A 19,263-nucleotide genomic window follows, 5' to 3' on the forward strand; every position below is an offset into this window, starting at 1 on the left:
CGGCTCCCCCGCCGGAACCGTGGGCTCCGTCATGGTCCTCCAGGGGCTTTCCCGGTGAGGTCGGCGGACGGTGCTGCTCGTCGTCGTACGCCTGGGGGCTGCTCGTGGTCGGGCTTGCGGTGCTCGTCACCGACGACAGCGGTACCGACGCCTTCCCGCCCCGCTCCTGCCGGGTGGCGGACGACCCGAAGACCGCGGCGGACGTCGTGGGTCATCGGGTCGAGTACCTGCCGCCCCGGTACGTCTGCGTGCGAGGGGGACGGCAGGAGCCACCCGATCGGCCACGGGCCCGGCTACGTCGGGCCTGGGGTGTCGGGGCTCGTGACGGTCGCGGGGGTCTGCCTGGTCCTCGCCGAGACGGGCGCTCGGCGTCACAACGGCCGCGGTCGGGCCGTCAGGTCGGTGAAGGCACCTGACGGGAAGTGAGACCCATGGACGACGACGCTGTGGTGACCGCGCTGGGCGCGCGGTTCGACGCCGACGAGGAGCGGTTGCGGGGCGTGGCCCTGCGGGTTCTGGGCGCCGGGGCGGAGCGGGAGGCGGAGGCCGTTCTCCGCCGGGTCCGGGCCGGCCTCGGCGCGGACCCGGCGGCGGTGGTACGGCTCTGGCTGACGGCACTGGTCGCCCGGGCGTGCCTCGCCGGAGACGGGGACGGGGACAGTGGCGGGCGGGGGCACGCGCGCGTGGCGGCGGTTTCCGCGCCTGTTCCTGTGCCTGTGCCTGTTGCGGAGGGCCTTGAGGAGGCCGTTCTGGTGGGGTTTCTCGCCGTGCTCGATCGGCTCGGGGCGCGCGAGCGGCTCGCGTACCTTCTGCACGACGTCTTCGGGCTGCCGCCCGGGGAGACCGCCCGGGTGATGGGCGGCTCCGCCGCCGAGGCCGCCCGTGGGGCGCGGCGGGCCCGGACACGGCTGCGGGGCGAGAGCGGGGAGGAGGCGGGGCGGCGGGCGCTCGTGGAGGGCTTTCTGGCCGCCGTACGCGCGCGTGACGCCGCCGCGCTGGCCGGCCTGCTGGCCCCGGAGGCCGTCGCGTACACGGAGCGGGGGCCGGTGCACGGGGCCGCGGCCGTGGCCGTCGCGGCCACCGCGACGGCGTGGCCGGAGGCCCTGGTCCGGCCCGCGCTGGTGGAGGGCTCGGTCGGAGTGGTGGCGTTCCTGGGCGGGAAGGCGGTCTCGGCGGTGGCGTTCGGGTTCCGCCGGGACCGGATCCTCAGCCTCGACATCACGACCGGCGAGGAGCACGTCCGGGCCCTGGACCTGGCCTTCCCGGAGGAATGAGGCAGGAGGGACGAGGCCGGAGGAACGAGGCGCCGGCCGTCAGCGCCTGACCGCCCGCAGCACCACGAACTTCGGGTCGCTCGCGACCAGTTCGCTGTTGCCGAAGATGCGGCGGAGGGTGACGTGGTAGCCGAGGTGCCGGTTGCCGACGACCCACAGCTCGCCGCCGGGGCGCAGCGCGCGCCGCGCGTCGGAGAACATCCGGCGGGCGGTGCGGTCGGTGGTGGCCTGGTGGCTGTGGAAGGGCGGGTTGTTGAGGACGAGGTCGAGGGAGTCGGCGGGGACGTCCGCGAGGCCGTCACCGACGGTGAAATCGGCCTTCCTGCCCTCCCCCGCGTGGGTGCGGAAGTTCTCCTCGGCGGAGGCGACGGCCTGGTACGACTCGTCGGTGAAGAGCAGTTCGGCGTCGGGTTCGGCGAGGGCCACGGCGAGGCCGACGACGCCGTTGCCGCAGCCGAGGTCGGCGACGCGGGCACGGCCGAGGCCGCGGGGCAGGTGGCCGAGGAGGAAGCGGGTGCCGATGTCGAGGCGGTCGGCGCAGAAGACGCCCGCCTGGTTGACGACCGTACGGCCGGCGAGGCCGGGCGCGGGCGTGTCGGCGGGGAGCGCGTACCGGTACGGCCAGGGGTTCGGGCCGGGCCCGGCGGCCGGGTCGGGGGTGGTGTGGACGAGCCGGGCCTTCTTCACCGCGAGGGAGGTGCGGGTGGGGCCGAGGATCCGCTCGAAGAGGGTCAGGGTGGAGGTGTGGATCTCCTTGACCATGCCGGTGCCGACGACCACCGTGCCCTCGTGGACGGCGGGGGCGAGCCGGTGGAGCTGGTCCTCCAGGAGCGCGAGGCTCTTGGGGACGCGGACGAGGAGGACGTCGATCCGCTCGGGCGGCGGGTCCTGGGTGGTGAGCAGCCGGACGGCGTCGGGGGCGGCACCGGCCCGCGCCAGGTTGGTGCGGGTGGCCTCGCGGCCGAGGTACGAGTCGGAGATCTGGACGAGCTCCCCGGGACCTGCGGCGTGGAGCGCGGTGACGAGGGCGCCCCAGCGGTCGCCGAGGACGGCGACGGTGCCGGAGAGGTCGGTGCCGGTCTCGGCCAGGTGGCCCAGGAGGTACTCGTCGGCCGCGTCCCAGGCACGCAGCGGATCGCGCGGGTCCTCGGGGTGGCGGGTGAGCGTGACGTCGCCCCATGGCGTGGTCAAACGGTTCATCGTGCCCCCAGGCTAGCCGGTCGGCCCCGGTCGCCCCGCCCGGCCCGGCGGGGCGGCTCAGCGGAGGGCCGGGGCGTCCAGGTGGAGGTGCCAGGCGCCGGGACGGCCGGTGAGGGTGACGGTCGACAGGGGGCGGACGTCGACGTTCCAGTACGTGGCCGGGGCGGCCCGGAGGGCGTAGACGAGGGCGGCGCGGACGACGGAGGGTTCGGCGACGGCGACCACGGTGACGTCGGCGGCGGTGGCCGCGTCGGCGGGGCGGGTGTCGAGCCAGCCCCCTATGCGGGAGATGAAGGCGAGGAGGGGTTCGCCGCCGTGCGGGGCGGAGCGGGCGTCGGCGAGCCAGGCGTCGACGGCGGCCGGTTCGAGGGCGGCGACCTCGGCGAGGGTGAGGCCGCGCCAGCGGCCCATGTCGCAGTCGCGCAGGGCGGGCTGGGCGAGCGGGGCGTAGCCGAGGGCGGTGCCGGTGGCGCGGCTGCGCGGGGTCGGGGAGCAGTAGCGGAGTTCGGCCGCGCCGAGCGGGAGGAGCGCGGGCGCGGCCTGCTGCACCTCGTACCAGCCGGCCTCGTCGAGCGGCCGGTCGTCGTCGAAGCGTTCGGCGAGCAGGGAGGAGCTGCGCGCCGCCGCGACCAGCGTGACCCGAAGACCCATGGCCGCGATCGTGAGGCCGGTGGGGCGCCGGGTCAAGGGGTGGGGACGGAGGACCCGGAGGCCCCGGTTCACTGCTGTCCGAGAGCCATCCACTTGTCCGCATTCCGCAGTGGCGTGAATCCGACCTTCTCGTAGACGCCGTGGGCGTCGTCGGTGGCGAGCATGATCCGGCGCAGCCCGTACGGCTCCAGGTGGTCGCGGACGGCGGCGACGAGGGCGGTGCCGAGGCCTGTGCCGCGGGCCGGCCGGTCGACGTAGACGTCGCAGAGCCAGGCGAAGGTGGCGTAGTCGGTGACCACGCGCGCGTAGGCGGCGATCTCGCCGGTGTCCCGGTGGTAGGCGCCGAAGTTGAGCGAGCCCGCGATGGCCCGGTCCTGCTTCTCCCGGGGCCGGCCGTGGGCCCAGTAGGCGTCGGTGGAGAGCCACTGGTGGACACGGGCGGCGTCGAGGCGGGCCGGGTCGGCCGAGATCTCGTACGTCTCGTGCAGGACGACGGGGAGGACAGGGACGATGAGGGTGGTCTCGCTCATGGGCGCAGGATGCCAGGGGGTACGGCATGTGTCAGGCGGGTTTTCCGTGCCGCCCCGGGCGCCGGTCCTGGGCGCCCTCCGTACACCGCTCCCGGGCGCCCTCCGTACGCCGCTCCCGGGCACCCTCCGTACGCCGTACGCCGTCACCCCCGCGCCCGCGCCCCGCTCCCGGCGCGGTTCACGGAAGGAGTTCGTCCACGGCGGTCCGGAGCCTGCGGACGCCCTCCGCGAGCTCCGTGGGCCCGGCGACACCCGCGAAACTCAGCCGGATGTGACCGGCCGGGGGTTCGGCGCAGAAGTAGGGGCGGCCGGGGGCGGCGGCGACACCGGCACGCAGGGCGGCGGAGAGGAGGGCGGCCTCCTGGAGCGTGTCGGGGAGGCGGAGCCAGAGGTGGTAGCCGCCGGAGGGGACGTGGGGCAGGGCGAGTTCGGGGAGGCGGAGGGCGACGGCGGCGGTGAGGGTGTCGCGGCGGGCCTTCAGCTCCTGGGAGACGGTCCGCAGGTGGCGGGGCCAGGCCGAGGAGCCGACGAGTTCGAGGGCGGCTTCCTGAAGGGGGCGGGGGACGAAGAAGCTGTCGACGACCTGGATGGCGCGGAGGCGTTCGAGGACGGGTCCGCGGGCGGCGAGGGCGCCGACGCGGAGGCTCGCCGAGGTGATCTTGGTGAGCGAGCAGACGTGGACGACGACACCGTCGGGGTCGTCGGCGGCGAGCGGTGGCGGCAGCGGCCCGGCGTCCTCGTGGACGAGCCGGCGGGCGAAGTCGTCCTCGACGACGAAGGCGCCGGCGGCGCGGGCGATGCGGACGACCTCGCGGCGGCGGTCCGGGGGCAGGAGGGCGCCGGTGGGGTTCTGGAAGAGGGGCTGGCAGACGAGGACGCGGGCCCCGGTGGCGCGGAAGGCGGCTTCGAGGAGGTCGGGGCGGATGCCGTCGGTGTCGGTGGGGACGGGCACCGGGCGCAGTCCGGCGGCGCGGGCGACGGCGAGCATGCCGGGGTACGTGGGCGACTCGACGAGCACGGGCGTGCCGGGCGCGGTGAGGGCGCGCAGGGCGGTGGTGAGGGCGGACTGGCCGCCGGCGGTGATGAGGACCTCGGCGCCGGTGACGCCGCCGCCGATCTCACGGGCGAACCACTCGCGCAGCTCGGTGAGGCCGTCGGTGGGCGGCCGACCCCAGGTGCCGGGGCGGCGGCCGGCCCGGGCGAGGGCGGCGGAGAGGGCCCGCTCGGGCTGGAGGGAGGGATGGAGGTAGCCGCCGTTGAACTCGACGACGCCGGGCGGGGGCGCGGCGAGGGTGACGAGGACGCCGGAGGCGTCGACGGCCCGGGGGACGAGTTCGGTGGCGGCGTCGGCGCTGAGGGCGAGCTCCTGCCAGGAGGTGTCACCGGTGGCGGCGGGGGCGCGGGTCTCGGCCTTGAAGGCGCCGGCACCGGGGCGGGTGACGACCAGGCCCTCGGCGGCGAGCTGGGCGAGGGCGCGGGTGACGGTCACCGGGGAGACGCGGTGGCGCTCGACGAGCGCCCGGCTCGACGGCAGTTTTCCACCGGGTGAGTAGCGGTCGAGCTCCGCTTTCAGGGATTTTGCCAGTTCGGCCACACTGCTACGCTCATGCATGAGAGCACAGAATAGCGCTACTACTCCGATGACGATAGCGGTCGACGCCCCGGCCGGAAGTGCTTCCGCGGCGGTGGCGGGTGTCTCGCCCTCCCGCACCTCGGGCACCCTGCTCGCCCTGCTCGGCGTGGTCTCCTTCTCGCTGACCTTCCCGTCGACGGTGTGGGGCCTGGAGAGCTTCGGCCCGTGGTCGCTGGTGGCCGTCCGCTCCACGCTCGCCGCGCTGATCGCCGGCGCCTTCCTCCTGGCGGGCCGCGTGCCGCTGCCGGAGCGGCGCCACCGGGCCGGGCTCGCGGTGGTCGCGGGCGGGGTGGTGGTCGGTTTCCCGCTGCTGACCACGCTCGCCCTCCAGACCTCGACGACCTCGCACGCCGCCGTCGTGGTGGGCCTGCTGCCGCTCACCACGGCCGCCTTCGCCGCCCTGCGGACCGGCCGCCGCCCTTCCCGTACCTTCTGGGTCGCGGCCGTCTCCGGCGCCGCCGTCGTCCTCGCCTTCACCGTCCAGCAGAGCGGCGGCACGCTCTCCACGGGTGACCTCTACCTCTTCGGGGCGCTGCTGGTCTGCGCCGCCGGCTACACCGAGGGCGGCCGGCTCGCCCGGCTGATGCCGGGCTGGCAGGTGATCGGCTGGGCGCTGGTGTTCTGCCTGCCGCTGATGGTCCCGGCCTCCGCGGTGGCGCTCGCCTTCGAGCCGGTGCACCTCACCGCCCACGGGATCGCCGGCCTGGCCTGGGTGGCCGCCGGCTCCACCTTCTTCGGCCTGTACGTCTGGTACCGGGGAATGGCCGCGATCGGCATCCCGCGCGCCAGCCAGCTCCAGCTCGCCCAGCCGCTGCTCACCCTCTTCTGGTCGGTCTTCCTGCTCGGTGAGTCCCTGCCGCTGGCCGCGCCGCTCGCGGCGGTCGGCGTGCTGGTCTGCATCGCGGTGACCCAGCGTGCCAAGAGCTGACCGTCGAGAGCCGGCGCGACGGGCGGCCATGACCTGGGTCACAATGACAGGCAGAGGCCCTACGCGCGCGAGGAGGTTTCCCGATGCAGGCGAGTGTGGGCGACAAGCTGCTGGTGCACGGCCGGACCGTCGGTCAGCACGACCGTACGGCCCAGGTCCTTCAGGTGCTGGGGGAGAACGGCACTCCCCCGTACCGGGTCAAGTTCGACGACGACGGCCACGAGGCCCTGATGTCCCCCGGCCCCGACACCGTCGTCCGCCACCGTGGTCAGAAGAGCTAGGCGTTCTCCGGCCGCCCCGGCGGCCGGGTGCGGGCCTGATAGTGGTCGGCCACGGCGGCGGCGAGCGCGCCGTTGCGGTCCTCCGCGACCTCCTTCGCCGCGAAGAAGCAGTGCCCGCCGACGCCCGGCCGCCGGGCGGCCAGCGCGAGGTGCCGTGACAGCTCCCCCGGGTCCTGCCACGCCTCGGGCTGACCGGCCGCGCCCGCCTTGTACAGCGCCTCGCCGATGTAGAGGCCGACGCCGGTCCCCCGTACCGTCGCGTCCCACCAGTCGAGGAGCGTGGCGTAGTCGGTGTCGGGGTGGCCGATGTGCCAGTACAGCTGCGGTACGACGTGGTCGATCCAGCCCTTCCGGATCCACTTGCGGGTGTCCGCGTAGAGGTCGTCGTACGTGGCCACGCCGGCGCGCGTGTCCGAGCCCCCCGGGTCGTCGGCGATGTCCCGCCACACCCCGAAGGGGCTGATGCCGAAGGCCACCCGCGGCTTGAGCTCCTTGATGCGGGCGGCCGTCTCCGAGACCAGCAGGTCGGTGTTGTGCCGCCGCCAGTCCGCGCGGTCGGGGAAGTCCCCGCCGTACCGGGCGTAGGCGTCGTCGTCGGCGAAGGTCTCCCCCGCGACCGGGTACGGGTAGAAGTAGTCGTCCCAGTGGACCGCGTCGACGTCGTAGCGGCGCACCGCGTCGAGCATGGCGTCCTGGACGAAGCGCCGGACCTCGGGGAGGCCGGGGTTGTAGTAGAGCTTCCCACCGTAGGGCACGGTCCAGTCGGGGTGGCGCCGGGCCGGGTGGGAGGCGGTGAGCCGGGTGGGGTCGGTGTGGTTCGCCACCCGGTACGGGTTGAACCAGGCGTGCAGTTCCAGGCCCCGCCCGTGGGCCTCGGTGACGGCCGTGCCCAGCGGGTCCCAGCCGGGGTCGCGGCCCTGCGTGCCGGTGAGGCACTGCGCCCAGGGCTCGTACGGCGAGGGCCACAGGGCGTCGGCGGTGGGCCGCACCTGGAGGACGACGGTGTTGAGCCGGCGCTCCACGGCCCGGTCCAGGTGGGCGAGGAGCTCCGCCCGCTGCGCGTCGGCGCCCAGGCCGGGGCGGGACGGCCAGTCGCGGTTGGCGACGGTCGCCATCCACATGCCCCGGAAGCCGCCCGCGCGCGCCGCCTGCTCCCGTACCCGCTCCGGCTCCGGATCCGGCTCCCTCTTCCGTGTCCCGCGGCGCTCCGCGGCGGCGCCCGGAGCATCCGCCCCCACTGTGGCGAATGCCGCTCCCGTGGCGGTCGTCACGAACCCTCTTCTCCCGATAGGCCGCACTTGTACCCCTCAGCTGTCGGATACGTCACACCTCCAGGCCCAGCATGCCCCCTTCCCGACCGATCGATCATCGCGCGAATCGGAGTAACGTCATGGGGTCGAGGCAGGCGCACCGGAATCACACGGGGGCCCGCCGCCAGGGAACAGCGAAAGGCACGAGGTGACGGACTCCATGGCCGACATTGAGCGCGTCGGAGTGGTGGGCTGCGGCCAGATGGGCGCGGGCATCGCAGAGGTGTGTGCCCGGAGCGGCCTTGAGGTGAAGGTCGCCGAGACCACCGGCGAGGCGCTGGAGATCGGCCGCACCCGGCTGCTCAACTCTCTGACCAAGGCCGCCGAACGCGGCAAGATCAGCGAGGAGGAGCGGGACACGGCGCTCGCGCGCCTGACCTTCACGACCGACCTGGGCGAGTTCGCCGACCGCGACCTCGTCATCGAGGCGGTCGTGGAGAACGAGCAGGTCAAGACCGAGATCTTCCAGGTGCTCGACCGGGTCCTGACCCGGCCCGACGCCATCCTGGCCTCGAACACCTCCTCCATCCCGTTGGTGAAGCTGGCCGTGGCCACCTCCCGCCCCGACCACGTCATCGGCATCCACTTCTTCAACCCGGCCCCGGTGCAGAAGCTCGTCGAGCTGATCCCCGCCCTCACCACCTCCGAGGGCACGATCAGCCGGGCGCAGGGCTTCGCCGAGAAGGTGCTCGGCAAGCACGCGATCCGCGCCCAGGACCGCTCGGGCTTCGTCGTGAACGCGCTGCTCGTGCCGTACCTGCTCTCCGCGATCCGGATGTTCGAGTCCGGCATCGCGAGCCGCGAGGACATCGACAACGGCATGGAGTACGGCTGCGCCCACCCGATGGGCCCGCTGAAGCTCTCGGACCTCATCGGTCTCGACACGATCGCCTCGATCGCCGACTCGATGTACTCCGAGTTCAAGGAGCCCCTGTACGCCGCTCCCCCGCTGCTCCAGCGGATGGTCGACGCGGGCCGGCTGGGCCGCAAGACGGGGTCGGGCTTCTACGTCTACTGACCTCCCCCGACGCCTCCGGCGTCCCCTGAATGTCGCTCTCCGCGACCGGAACGGCCCGTACTCCCGCACAGGTACGGGCCGTTCGCCTTTCCTCCTCCCCGAGGCTGTCAGCCGAGCCGCAGGTGGCGGAGCATCAGCAGCCCCGCGGCCATGTTCGCGGCCGGGATCTCGCCGCGGGCGATCAGCTCCGGGACCTCCTTCAGCGGCACCCAGGCGCGCCGCGAGGACTCGAAGCCGTCGACCGGCGGGCCGGTCCAGGTGGCCCGGTCGGTCCAGTAGAGGTGGTGCCGGGCGTCGCTGAGCCCGTTGGAGGGCTCGACGGTGAGGAGGTGGCGCAGCGGCCCCGGCCGCCAGCCGGTCTCCTCCTCCATCTCGCGGGCGGCGGCGTTCTCGGGGGTCTCGCCGTCCTCGACGACGCCGGCGGCCAGCTCCCAGCCCCAGCTGTCGGTGATGAAACGGTGGCGCCAGAGCATCAGGACCTCGTCGGCGTCGTTGACGACGGTCGCGACGGCGACGGGGCGGAGCCGGATCAGATAGTGGTCGAGGTGACGGCCGTCCGGGAGTTCGACGTCCGCGAGGTTCACCCGGAACCAGCGGTTCTCGTAGACGGAGTGTTCACTCAGTTTCGTCCACTGCACGTTCTTGCCACCTTCCGACTGGTAGGCGCGTGTTCGGTGGCAATATCGCAGCAGTCAGAGGCTCACAGGGGAACGCGTAGGGCCCCGTCGATCAGTTCCGCCGCCTCCCTGGCGTCCCCCGCGTCACTGGCCAGCAGGTGCTCCCGGGCCTGCCGCAGCCGGTCCCGCAGCCGCCGCGACTCCATCCCGCGCGCCCGCTCCGTCATCTCGACCGCCGTGCGCGCCGCCGAGTCCGCCTCCCCCTGGCGCAGTTCGACCTGACAGAGCAGCGCGAGGCGGTGCACCCGGCCCCGGTCGTGCGAGGGCGCCCCGGCCGCCCGCGCCGCGTGCTCGTACGCCCCTGGGAGATCACCCATACTGAGGAGGGCTTCGGCGACCTGGACGTTGACGAGACCGGGCTGTACGTAGCCGGTCTCGGCCGGTTCCGCCGCCGGCGCGATCCGGTCCGCCGCCGCCTCGGCGCGCCGGATGCAGTCGAGCGCCGTCCTCCCGTCGCCGAGCCGGGCGTACGCCTTCGCCTGCATCGCCGTCAGATCGGCCGCGAGGGCCGGGGTGATGGCCCCGCCGGACGCCCGCAGCGCCGCCTCCGCGAAGGCCACCGCCTGCCGGAACTCCCCGAGCAGCAGCGACTGGTTGACCATCAGCGCGATCACATAGGCGCCGAAGGCCCGGTCCCCGCTGGCCTTGGCGAGCCGCAGCGCCTGGTGGAAGTAGCGCTGCGCGAGCCCGTGCGCGTCGGCGTCGTAGGCGCAGATCCCGGCCACCGCCACCAGTCCCCCGGTGGCCCGGTGCAGGGAGCGGCCCAGGGCGTCGCTGTAGGAGCCGCGCAGCCGGGGCGCGGCCTCGGTGGTGAGGAAGCCGACGATCCGGGCGCGGGTCGCGATGCCGCCGGCCTTGCGGTACATCTGCTCGTAGTGCGCGCGGGCCGCGCTGAGCAGGGCGATGTCGGCGGGCTCCACCCGGGTGAGGCCGGTGCGGGAGACGTCGGTGTCCTCCGGCGGGTTCTCCCACTCCCACACCGGCATCACCGCGGGCGTGCCGGTCACCGCGGGCGCGGTCGCGAGGGACGGTCGCTGCTGTTCGTCGGAGCGCCACAGGGCGGTGGCCCGGTCGACGAAGCCGGACAGCGGGGTGCCGGGCGCGGACGGGCCGCCGGGCACGCCGAACCCGATGTCGTCGAGGGTGACGGGCCGCCGCAGCCGCTCCGCCAGCACCTCGCAGATCAGGTCGGGCACCTGGCCGCGTGGTCGCTGTCCCTTCAACCACCGTGCCACGGCGGTGTGTTCGTAACGCAGGGCAAGTCCCCTGGCCCGTCCGGCCCGGTTCACTCGGGTCGCGAGCCCGGCGTTGGAGACGCCCGCCTCGTCCAGGAGGGCGTCGAGCAGGGTGTTGGGCTGCATGGCCCCTCCGGTCGCTCGGTGGACTCAGCGTAGCGGTGGCCGGATTCGGCCGGTGCGTTTTCGCACGGGGTGTGAACGAAGTACCCGTTCTTCCGGTCCGTGCGCGCTGCCGTCGGTGGAGCCGTACCGCTTGACTGGGCTTCTCGCCGGAAAGGCGAGGAACGGCCGGGCCGCCGGCTCCCCCTCGTACAGTGCGGTCGCCCGGTCCCGCGCCACCCGCCCCGCCGATCTGCCCGACACTCCGTGGCGGGGCGGGTGGCGCCCGTACCCCCGGGCCCTCCGCTCAGCAGTGGGTGGAGGGAGCGGGCCGGGGACGGCGCAGCCCGGGTTCGGCGGGCTGCGCCGGTACGCGGACGCGGTCGTCGCGGACGACGAGCAGGGCCGCGTCGTCGTCGAGCCGGCCGCCGGTGTGCCGCAGCAGCGCCCGGTGCACCCGCCGGACGACGGACTCGGGCGGCAGTCCCGCGCTCCGGGCGAGCGCCGCGTCGAGGGCGAAGAACCGGCCGCGGTGGTCGCGGGCCTCCTCCGCCCCGTCCGTGTGCAGCACCAGCGTCTCGCCGGGCAGCAGCCGCGCCCCGGTGTACGGGACGAGCACGGCCGGCAGCGGCAGGACGCCGAGCGGCGGCAGCGGCTCGCCCACGGGCAGCCGCTCCGTCCGGGCGCCGAGCCGATACGGGGCGGGGTGGCCGCAGTCGAGGACGGCGAGCCGACCGTCGGCGCGGATCTCCAGGAGCAGCAGCGTCACGAACTCCTCGGCCACCGGGTGCTCGGGCGCGCCGCCACCCCCGGCCGGGTGCTCGTCGCGCGCCCGCTCCCGCAGGTGCCGTTGCAGCGACCGCTCCAACCGCCGGAGCACACCGCCGAGTTCGGCCTCGTCGTGGGCGGCCTCCCGGAAGCTCCCCAGGACGGCGACGACGGCGCCCAGGGCGGCGAGCCCGTGGCCCCGCACGTCCCCGACGACGATCCGCACCCCGTACGGCGTCGCCACCGCCTCGTACAGGTCGCCGCCCACCGAGGCACCGCGCGCGGCCGACAACTGCCCGGCGGCCAGGGCGAGTCCGTCGAGCCGGGCGGGCGGCGGGCGCAGCAGCACCTGCTGGGTCGCCTCCGCCACGGCCCGCACCACCGCCAGCTCGCGCCGCGACCGCCGCCGCACGCCGAGGACCAGCCCCGTGCCGACGGCCAGGAAGACGACGCTGGTCACGATCTGCAGGGGCAGCCCCGGCTGCCGGGCCAGCGGACAGCCGAACTTCCACGCCACGGCCACGGCACCCCAGCCGACGGGCAGGGCGAGCGGGGCGGCGCCCCGGAGCCGGGACCCGAGGGCGGCCCTCGTCCGGCTGCGGCGGCTACGGCTGGTACGGATCATGTACGGCCCTTCCCGAGCCCCGACAGCGCCCGAAGGCCCTGCGGCACACAGGTCCGCCCCTGTGGCCGCGTCGATTCTGCCGACCGTACGGAGCACGGGGGAACACCCCCCGGCGATCTCACCCGAAGGAGTGAGCGCCCCCGGCGCGCCGCCCCACGCCAGGGCCGCGCCACGCGAACGGAGCACCGATCGTCGGCCCTGCGTACGCACACGGCCGGGCCCGGGAACGGCGGAGGGCCGCCCCGGGAACGGTTCCCGGGACGGCCCTCTCGTGGTGTGTCGCCGTGGTGTCAGGCGCCGCGCAGGACGGCGCCCGTGTGCTCGGCGGCCAGGGCGACCGCGGCGTCGCGGGCGGCGGTGGCCTCCTCGACGGTGAGGGTGCGGTCCGCGGCGCGGAACCGCAGCGCGTACGCCAGGGACTTCTTGTCCTCGCCGACCTGGTCGCCGGTGTAGACGTCGAACAGGCGGATGGACTCCAGGAGTTCGCCCGCGCCCTCGGTCAGGTACCGCTCGACCTCGGTGGACGGGACGGCCTGGTCGACGACCAGGGCGACGTCCTGGGTGGCGACCGGGAAGGCGGAGATGCGCGGGGCCTTCACAAGTCCGGTGCTCGCCCGCTCCAGGACGTCCAGGTCCAGCTCCATCGCGCAGGAGCGGGCCGGCAGGCCCAGCGCCTTCACGACGCGCGGGTGCAGCTCGCCGCCGTGGCCGGCGAGGGTCTTGACCCCGTCGATCTCCACGTGGAAGGCGGCGCAGCGGCCCGGGTGCCACGGGGCGTGCTGGTCGGCCTCGATCAGCAGCTCCGCGCCGGCCTCGGCGGCCACCGTGCGGGCGGCCTCGATCGCGTCGGCCCAGTCGGCCGGGCGGCCCTTGCCCCACCAGCCGGACTGCTCGCGGGCACCGGCGAGGACGACGGCGGCGCGGCGCGGCTGCCGGGGCAGCGCGGCGTTGACGCCGGCGATCTCCTCGTCGGTGGGACGGCGGTCCACGGGCAGGCGGACCGCGACCTTCGGCTCGCCCTCCGGGCGGAAGACCAGACCGGTCTCGAAGAGCGCCAGGTCGTGGCTGCCGCGGCTGTCGTTCCGGCGCAGCGCGGCGAGCAGGCCGGGGAGCAGCGTGGTGCGGAGCGCGGGCTCCTCGTCGGACAGCGGGTTGACGAGGGTGACGACCTCGCGGCGGGCGTCGTCCGCGTCGAGACCGAGCTGGTCGAGGGCCTGCTGCCCCATGAAGGGGTAGTTCAGCGCCTCGACGTAGCCGGCGCCGGCGAGGGCGCGGCCGACCCGGCGGTGGACGCGCTGGCGCTCGGTGAGGCCGCGGCCGGCCGGGGGCTTCGGCAGCGTGGAGGGCAGGTTCTCGTACCCCTCCAGGCGGATGACCTCCTCGGCGAGGTCGTTCGGCACGTAGAGGTCGGGACGCCATGACGGGACGGTGACGACGAGCTCGTCCTGGCCGTAGACGTCGCAGCCGATCTCCTGGAGGCGGCGGACGACGGTCTCACGGCCGTACGCGACGCCCGCGACCTTGTCGGGGTGGTTCGCCGGCATGGTGATGCTGTGGGGCGCGGAGGGCACGGCGATCTCGGTGACGCCGGCCTCGGCGGTACCGCCCGCGAGCAGCACGAGCAGGTCGACCGTGCGCTGCGCCGCGGCGGCGGCGGCCTGCGGGTCGACTCCGCGCTCGAAGCGCCTGGACGCCTCGGAGGACAGCTTGTGGCGGCGGGCGGTGCGGGCGATCGAGATCGCGTCGAAGTGCGCGGCCTCGATGACGACCTCGGTGGTGCCGGTGACGGCGCCGGTCTCGGGGTCGGTCACCGGGTCGGCGATCTCCGTGTCGGCGCCGCCCATGACGCCCGCGAGGCCGATCGGCCCACGGTTGTCGGTGATGACCAGGTCCCCGGAGTCGAGGACGCGCACGGTGCCGTCGAGGGTGGTGATCTTCTCGCCGGCGGCGGCGCGGCGGACCCCGATCGGACCGTCGATCCGGGTGCGGTCGTAGGCGTGCAGCGGCTGGCCGAGCTCGAACATCACGTAGTTGGTGACGTCGACGGCGAGCGAGATCGAGCGGACGCCGACCTTCTGCAGGCGGCGCTGCAGCCAGATCGGCGACCGGGCCTCGGGGTCGAGGCCGACGACCGTGCGCGCGGTGAAGCGGTCGCAGCCGACCGGGTCGGCGATCTGGACCGGGTAGCCGTACGAGTTCGGGGCGGGCACGTCGAGGAGCGCCGGGTCGCGCAGCGGCAGCCCGTACGCGATGGCGGTCTCGCGGGCGACGCCGCGCATCGAGAGGCAGTAGCCGCGGTCCGGGGTGACGGCGATGTCGAGGACCTCGTCGTACAGCTCCAGGAGGGCGGTGGCGTCGAGGCCGACCTCGTGCTCCGGCGGCAGGACGATGATCCCGTGGTCGGGGTCCTCGCCCATGCCCAGCTCCTCGCTGGAGCAGATCATGCCGCGCGAGACCTTGCCGTACGTCTTGCGCTCGGCGATACGGAAGTCGCCGGGGAGAACGGCGCCGGGCAGGGCCACGACGACCTTGTCGCCGACGGCGAAGTTCCGGGCGCCGCAGATGATCTCCTGAGGCTCGCCGGTTCCGTTGGCATGGCCGACGTCGACGGTGCAGAAGCGGATGGGCTTCTTGAACTCCGTCAGCTCCTCGATGGTGAGGACCTTGCCGACCACCAGCGGGCCGGTGAGGCCGGCGCCGAGCTGCTCGACGGTCTCGACCTCGAGGCCGGCGGAAATGAGCTTGGCCTGGACGTCACGGCCGGTCTCGGTCGCCGGCAGGTCGACGTACTCCCGCAGCCAAGAAAGCGGGACCCGCATCAGATCTCCATCCCGAACGGCCGGGTGAACCGGACGTCACCCTCGACCATGTCTCGCATGTCTTCCACGTTGTGCCGGAACATCAGCATCCGCTCGATGCCGAAGCCGAAGGCGAAGCCGCTGTACTTCTCCGGGTCCACGCCGCAGGCGACGAGCACCTTCGGGTTGACCATGCCGCAGCCGCCGAGCTCGATCCAGCCCTCGCTGCCGCAGGTGCGGCAGGGGCGGTCGGGGTTGCCGACGGACTCGCCGCGGCAGACGTAGCAGAGCATGTCCATCTCGGCGGACGGCTCGGTGAACGGGAAGAAGTTCGGGCGGAGCCGGGTCTTCATGTCCGGGCCGAAGAGCGCCTGGACCATGTGGTCGAGGGTGCCCTTGAGATCGGCCATGGTGAGGCCCTCGTCGACGGCGAGCAGCTCGATCTGGTGGAAGACCGGGGTGTGCGTGGCGTCGAGCTCGTCGGTGCGGTAGACGCGGCCGGGGCACACCACGTAGACCGGGGGCTCCCGGTCGATGAGGGTGCGGGCCTGGACCGGCGAGGTGTGCGTACGCAGCACGACACCGGACTCGTCGCCGGAGGTGCCTTCCGGGCCCTGGACGAAGAAGGTGTCCTGCATCTGCCGTGCCGGGTGGTCCGGCACGAAGTTCAGGGCGTCGAAGTTGAACCACTCGGCCTCGACCTCGGGGCCCTCGGCGACCTCGTAGCCCATCGACACGAAGACGTCGGCGACGCGCTCCATGAGGGTGGTCAGCGGGTGGCGGGCGCCGGCCGGGATCCGGTCGTACGGCAGGGTGACGTCGACGGCCTCCTCGACGAGGACACGGGCGTCGCGCTCGGCCTCCAGCTCGGCCTGGCGGGCGGCGAGCGCCTTGGAGACGGCGCCGCGGGCCTGGCCGACGAGCTTGCCGGCCGCGGCCTTGGCCTGCGGGGGCAGCGCGCCGATCTCGCGGTTGGCGAGGGCGAGCGGCGAGGTGCCGCCGGTGTGCGCGGTCTTGGCGTGCGCGAGCGCGTCGAGGTCGCCCGCGGCCGCGAAGGCGGCGAGCGCCTCGTCCCGCATGCGCTCGATCTCTTCCGGTTTCAAGGCTTCGACCTCGACCGGGTCGTACGACTTATTGGGTGCCGACATCTCTTCCCGTGTCTTCCGTTGGGCTTGGCTGGGGCGACCCCCGCTCGACGACAAGGGCGCAAACGTGCCAAAGGTCGAGTCTAACGGGGTGCGGGGAGGCGGATGAGCCCGTGGGGCCCCCGGGTGCTTCCGATCCCGTCGGGTCTCGATGGGTGAGACGTCAGACGAGGTGGGCCGGGGTGCCGACGGGCAGGGTAAATCGGAATTCGGCGCCGCCGCGCGGGCCGCGTCCGACGGTGATGGTGCCGCCGTGGGCCTCGACGAGGCCCTTGACGATGTAGAGGCCGAGGCCGGTGCCGCCGCGCTTGCTGCCGCGCCAGAAGCGGGTGAAGACGCGGTTCATGGACTCCTCGGGGATGCCGGGTCCCTCGTCGCGCACGGTGACCTCCGTCCCCTCCTCGCCGGTGCCGTCGCCCGCGGTGCGGGGCGCCACCTCGATGGTGACGGTTCCGGCGCCGTGGCGCACCGCGTTTTCCAGGAGGTTGCCGAGGATCTGGTCGATCTTGTCGGGGTCGGCCCAGAGCGCGGGCAGTCCTGGCCGGATCCGGACGAAGAAGCGGTCGGGGGCCTGGCCGCCGGTGGTGTGCACCTGGATGTGGCGGCCGATGGCGGCGGCGATGTCGACGGGCTGGCGGCGCACCTCGAGCCGTCCCGCGTCGATGCGGGAGATGTCGAGGAGTTCGGCGATGAGCCGTTTGATCCGGCCGGCGTCGGCGTCGACGGTCTCCAGCATGAGCCGCTTCTGCTCGTCGGTGAACCGCTCCCACTTGCCGAGGAGGGTGGCGGTGAAGCCCTTCACCGAGGTGAGCGGGGAGCGCAGTTCGTGGGCGACGGTGGCGATGAGTTCGGCGTGGCTGCGTTCGGAGCGGCGGCGGGCCTCGGTGCCGCGCAGCGAGACGACGACCCGGTGGACGGGTCCGGTGGGGTGCTCGCGGACGTACCGGACGGAGACGAGGACCTCGCGGCCGCCGGGCAGCAGCAGGTTCCGCTCGGGCTGGCCGCGCCGGATGGCGAGGCCGCCGTACGGGTCGGTGAGGCTCCACCAGCGGTGGCCCTTGAGGTCCTCCAGGGGGAGGGCCTGGTCGAGCGGCAGGCCGATCGCCTCGGCGGCGGGGACGGCGGTGATGCGGCCGGCGGCGGCGTTGAAGCAGATCACGCGGCCCCGCTCGTCGGCGACGACGAGCCCGTCGGGCAGGTCGTCCGGGTCGATCCCGGGCCACGGCCCGGAGGCGTGCGCCCCTTCGCCGTGCCGCTGCGCGGACCGCGCGGGACTGTCCGTGCCGGCCGTCATCCCCGTCTCCCACCCCTCCGTGTCACCGCAGTGGGCCCCGAGTGCGTCACTCTACTGGGCGAGGGTGACCGGTGGCAGCCGGAAGGGCACACCGCGTGGCCGGTTCCCGACGGTCGGGTACGCCGGCGGGCGCGGGTCCGTGCCGGTTCAGGCGCCGCGGCGGGGGCGCTGGGCGCGGGCGGAGGCGTACAGGCAGACCGCGGCGGCGGTGGCGAGATTGAGGCTCTCGGCCTTGCCGTGGATGGGGACGCGGACGACGGCGTCGGCGAGCGCCCGGGTCTCCTCGGGCAGTCCCCATGCCTCGTTGCCGAAGATCCAGGCGGTGGGGCCGCCCATGGTGCCGGCGTCAAGCTCGTCGTCGAGGTCGTCGCGGCCCGCGCCGTCGGCGGCGAGGATGCGGACGCCCGCGCCCTTGAGGCCGGCGACGGCCCGCTCGACGGGGACGCCGACGGCGACGGGGAGGTGGAAGAGGGAGCCGACGGAGGCGCGGACCGACTTGGGGTTGTAGAGGTCCACGGAGGCGTCGGTGAGGACGACCGCGTCGGCGCCGGCGGCGTCGGCGCAGCGGAGCACGGTGCCGGCGTTCCCGGGGTCGCGGACGTGGGCGAGGACGGCGACGAGCTTCGGCCGGGCGGCGAGGATCGCCTCGAAGGGCGAGTCGAGGAAGCGGCAGACGCCGACGAGGCCCTGCGGGGTGACGGTCTGGGAGACCTCGGCGAGGACGGCGTCGGAGGCGTGGTGGACGCGGGCGCCGGCGGCGCGGGCGGCGTCGACGATGTCGGCGTACCGCTCGGCGGCCTCGACGGTGGTGAAGAGCTCGACGAGGGTGGGGGTCCCGTCCGGGCCGCGGTGGGCGACGGCCTCACGGACGGCCTGCGGCCCTTCGGCGAGGAAGAGGCGGTCCTTGCCCCGGAAGTTGCGCTTGGCGAGCCGCCGGGCGGCGACGACGCGCGGGGAACGCGGGGAGATCAGCTCGGGGGTGGACATGTGCCTGGGGCTCTCTGTCTCGGCTCGGCTCGGGTGGTACGGGGGTGTCAACGCGGCGGACCCGCAGGCGCGGGGCCTGCGGGTCCGGGCGGAAGCACTGCGGCCTGGAGGATCAGGCGGCGGCCTTCGGGGCGTTGACGTCGGCCGGGAGGGCCTTCTGCGCGACCTCGACCAGCGCGGCGAACGCGTTGGAGTCGTTGACGGCCAGCTCGGCGAGGATCTTGCGGTCCACCTCGATGTTGGCGGCCTTCAGACCCTGGATGAGGCGGTTGTACGTCATGCCGTTCTGGCGGGCAGCGGCGTTGATGCGCTGGATCCACAGCTGACGGAAGTCGCCCTTGCGCTTCTTGCGGTCGTTGTAGTTGTAGACCAGCGAGTGGGTGACCTGCTCCTTGGCCTTGCGGTACAGGCGCGAACGCTGACCGCGGTAGCCGGAGGCCTGCTCGAGGATCGCCCGACGCTTCTTGTGGGCGTTGACTGCCCGCTTGACGCGTGCCACTTCTTACTCCTTGTAGCGGGGTCGTGGTGTGTTCACACGACCCGGAAAACGGATGGGTCCCGGTCTTGGCCGGATGCCCTCGGAGGCCGAGGGCGGGAGATCAGGATCAGATGCCCAGCATCTTCTTGATCTTGGCGGAGTCACCCGGGGCCATCTCGGCGTTGCCGGTGAGGCGACGCGTCAGCTTGGACGACTTGTGCTCGAGCAGGTGGCGCTTGCCGGCGCGCTCGCGCAGGATCTTGCCGGAGCCGGTGACCTTGAAGCGCTTCTTGGCACCGGAGTGCGTCTTGTTCTTCGGCATAGCGCCG

The 19,263-nt window shown here is 74.1% G+C and carries 18 protein-coding genes; 4 read left to right on the top strand and 14 right to left on the bottom strand.

The features are described 5' to 3' along the window. The first annotated feature begins 431 nt into the window (after positions 1-431). Complete coding sequence (locus QK442_RS10710; protein ID WP_282693643.1) at positions 432-1,274, top strand: sigma factor-like helix-turn-helix DNA-binding protein; 843 nt, start codon at positions 432-434, stop codon at positions 1,272-1,274. Positions 1,275-1,313: 39 nt separating this feature from the next. Here QK442_RS10710 and QK442_RS10715 read toward each other — a convergent pair whose 3' ends face one another. The 4 genes from QK442_RS10715 to QK442_RS10730 all read right to left on the bottom strand — a co-directional run bounded on the left by QK442_RS10715 (position 1,314) and on the right by QK442_RS10730 (position 5,267). After that, positions 1,314-2,474, bottom strand: a complete 1,161-nt coding sequence (locus QK442_RS10715; protein ID WP_282693644.1) for a methyltransferase — start codon at positions 2,472-2,474, stop codon at positions 1,314-1,316. Between the two features lie 57 nt (positions 2,475-2,531). Further along, complete coding sequence (locus QK442_RS10720) at positions 2,532-3,125, bottom strand: phosphoglycerate mutase family protein (protein ID WP_282693645.1); 594 nt, start codon at positions 3,123-3,125, stop codon at positions 2,532-2,534. 68 nt (positions 3,126-3,193) lie between these two features. Beyond that, positions 3,194-3,655, bottom strand: coding sequence for a GNAT family N-acetyltransferase (locus tag QK442_RS10725; RefSeq protein ID WP_282693646.1), 462 nt, complete (start codon positions 3,653-3,655; stop codon positions 3,194-3,196). Positions 3,656-3,833: 178 nt separating this feature from the next. After that, positions 3,834-5,267, bottom strand: a complete 1,434-nt coding sequence (locus tag QK442_RS10730) for a PLP-dependent aminotransferase family protein (RefSeq protein WP_282693647.1) — start codon at positions 5,265-5,267, stop codon at positions 3,834-3,836. Between QK442_RS10730 and QK442_RS10735 the strand changes: the two genes are divergently transcribed. Next, positions 5,266-6,216 carry a DMT family transporter gene (locus QK442_RS10735; RefSeq protein ID WP_282693648.1) on the top strand — a complete coding sequence of 317 codons (951 nt, stop codon included), beginning with the start codon at positions 5,266-5,268 and terminating at the stop codon, positions 6,214-6,216. The two genes, QK442_RS10730 and QK442_RS10735, sit on opposite strands and share 2 nt — an antisense overlap. A gap of 83 nt (positions 6,217-6,299) precedes the next feature. After that, the gene (locus tag QK442_RS10740) at positions 6,300-6,497 is read left to right on the top strand and encodes a DUF1918 domain-containing protein (RefSeq protein WP_282693649.1); all 198 of its coding nucleotides are present in this window, start codon (positions 6,300-6,302) and stop codon (positions 6,495-6,497) included. On the opposite strand, the gene QK442_RS10745 is transcribed toward QK442_RS10740, so the two are convergent. Continuing rightward, a complete protein-coding gene (locus QK442_RS10745) occupies positions 6,494-7,768 on the bottom strand; it encodes a family 10 glycosylhydrolase (protein ID WP_282693650.1) in 1,275 nt (424 codons plus the stop codon). The two genes, QK442_RS10740 and QK442_RS10745, sit on opposite strands and share 4 nt — an antisense overlap. A gap of 199 nt (positions 7,769-7,967) precedes the next feature. Here QK442_RS10745 and QK442_RS10750 point away from each other — a divergent pair, with 199 nt between their 5' ends. After that, positions 7,968-8,825 carry a 3-hydroxybutyryl-CoA dehydrogenase gene (locus tag QK442_RS10750; protein ID WP_282693651.1) on the top strand — a complete coding sequence of 286 codons (858 nt, stop codon included), beginning with the start codon at positions 7,968-7,970 and terminating at the stop codon, positions 8,823-8,825. Positions 8,826-8,932: 107 nt separating this feature from the next. On the opposite strand, the gene QK442_RS10755 is transcribed toward QK442_RS10750, so the two are convergent. The 9 genes from QK442_RS10755 to rpmI all read right to left on the bottom strand — a co-directional run bounded on the left by QK442_RS10755 (position 8,933) and on the right by rpmI (position 19,256). Continuing rightward, positions 8,933-9,463: an NUDIX hydrolase gene (locus tag QK442_RS10755; protein WP_282693652.1), complete on the bottom strand. Its 531-nt coding sequence runs from the start codon at positions 9,461-9,463 to the stop codon at positions 8,933-8,935. Between the two features lie 62 nt (positions 9,464-9,525). Further along, positions 9,526-10,863, bottom strand: coding sequence for a transcriptional regulator (locus QK442_RS10760; RefSeq protein WP_282693653.1), 1,338 nt, complete (start codon positions 10,861-10,863; stop codon positions 9,526-9,528). Between the two features lie 283 nt (positions 10,864-11,146). Continuing rightward, complete coding sequence (locus QK442_RS10765) at positions 11,147-12,232, bottom strand: PP2C family protein-serine/threonine phosphatase (RefSeq protein WP_282693654.1); 1,086 nt, start codon at positions 12,230-12,232, stop codon at positions 11,147-11,149. Between the two features lie 290 nt (positions 12,233-12,522). After that, positions 12,523-15,051 carry a phenylalanine--tRNA ligase subunit beta gene (gene pheT, locus QK442_RS10770; protein WP_282693655.1) on the bottom strand — a complete coding sequence of 843 codons (2,529 nt, stop codon included), beginning with the start codon at positions 15,049-15,051 and terminating at the stop codon, positions 12,523-12,525. Continuing rightward, complete coding sequence (gene pheS / locus QK442_RS10775) at positions 15,051-16,178, bottom strand: phenylalanine--tRNA ligase subunit alpha (protein WP_282693656.1); 1,128 nt, start codon at positions 16,176-16,178, stop codon at positions 15,051-15,053. Before pheS ends, pheT begins: the two co-directional genes overlap by 1 nt. 160 nt (positions 16,179-16,338) lie before the next feature. Beyond that, complete coding sequence (locus QK442_RS10780; protein ID WP_282693657.1) at positions 16,339-17,469, bottom strand: ATP-binding protein; 1,131 nt, start codon at positions 17,467-17,469, stop codon at positions 16,339-16,341. Between the two features lie 147 nt (positions 17,470-17,616). Then, entirely contained in the window at positions 17,617-18,456 is an 840-nt protein-coding gene (locus QK442_RS10785; protein ID WP_282693658.1) for an RNA methyltransferase, read from the bottom strand. A gap of 112 nt (positions 18,457-18,568) precedes the next feature. Continuing rightward, positions 18,569-18,955, bottom strand: coding sequence for a 50S ribosomal protein L20 (rplT, locus tag QK442_RS10790; protein ID WP_189976603.1), 387 nt, complete (start codon positions 18,953-18,955; stop codon positions 18,569-18,571). A 106-nt stretch (positions 18,956-19,061) separates the two neighbouring features. Next, a complete protein-coding gene (gene rpmI, locus QK442_RS10795) occupies positions 19,062-19,256 on the bottom strand; it encodes a 50S ribosomal protein L35 (RefSeq protein WP_041128339.1) in 195 nt (64 codons plus the stop codon). Positions 19,257-19,263 lie beyond the last annotated feature (7 nt).

The sequence above is a fragment of the Streptomyces sp. CC208A genome (genome assembly GCF_030010625.1).
Lineage (GTDB): Bacteria > Actinomycetota > Actinomycetes > Streptomycetales > Streptomycetaceae > Streptomyces.

Bases quoted from the DNA above. Each gene is read 5' to 3' on its own strand.
- QK442_RS10785 (WP_282693658.1), bottom strand. From the start codon at position 18,456: ATGTCCACCCCCGAGCTGATCTCCCCGCGTTCCCCGCGCGTCGTCGCC.
- QK442_RS10725 (WP_282693646.1), bottom strand. From the start codon at position 3,655: ATGAGCGAGACCACCCTCATCGTCCCTGTCCTCCCCGTCGTCCTGCAC.
- pheT (WP_282693655.1), bottom strand. From the start codon at position 15,051: ATGCGGGTCCCGCTTTCTTGGCTGCGGGAGTACGTCGACCTGCCGGCG.
- QK442_RS10735 (WP_282693648.1), top strand. From the start codon at position 5,266: ATGAGAGCACAGAATAGCGCTACTACTCCGATGACGATAGCGGTCGAC.
- QK442_RS10740 (WP_282693649.1), top strand. From the start codon at position 6,300: ATGCAGGCGAGTGTGGGCGACAAGCTGCTGGTGCACGGCCGGACCGTC.
- QK442_RS10715 (WP_282693644.1), bottom strand. From the start codon at position 2,474: ATGAACCGTTTGACCACGCCATGGGGCGACGTCACGCTCACCCGCCAC.
- pheS (WP_282693656.1), bottom strand. From the start codon at position 16,178: ATGTCGGCACCCAATAAGTCGTACGACCCGGTCGAGGTCGAAGCCTTG.
- QK442_RS10750 (WP_282693651.1), top strand. From the start codon at position 7,968: ATGGCCGACATTGAGCGCGTCGGAGTGGTGGGCTGCGGCCAGATGGGC.
- QK442_RS10730 (WP_282693647.1), bottom strand. From the start codon at position 5,267: ATGCATGAGCGTAGCAGTGTGGCCGAACTGGCAAAATCCCTGAAAGCG.
- QK442_RS10760 (WP_282693653.1), bottom strand. From the start codon at position 10,863: ATGCAGCCCAACACCCTGCTCGACGCCCTCCTGGACGAGGCGGGCGTC.
- QK442_RS10710 (WP_282693643.1), top strand. From the start codon at position 432: ATGGACGACGACGCTGTGGTGACCGCGCTGGGCGCGCGGTTCGACGCC.
- QK442_RS10765 (WP_282693654.1), bottom strand. From the start codon at position 12,232: ATGATCCGTACCAGCCGTAGCCGCCGCAGCCGGACGAGGGCCGCCCTC.
- QK442_RS10780 (WP_282693657.1), bottom strand. From the start codon at position 17,469: ATGACGGCCGGCACGGACAGTCCCGCGCGGTCCGCGCAGCGGCACGGC.
- QK442_RS10720 (WP_282693645.1), bottom strand. From the start codon at position 3,125: ATGGGTCTTCGGGTCACGCTGGTCGCGGCGGCGCGCAGCTCCTCCCTG.
- rpmI (WP_041128339.1), bottom strand. From the start codon at position 19,256: ATGCCGAAGAACAAGACGCACTCCGGTGCCAAGAAGCGCTTCAAGGTC.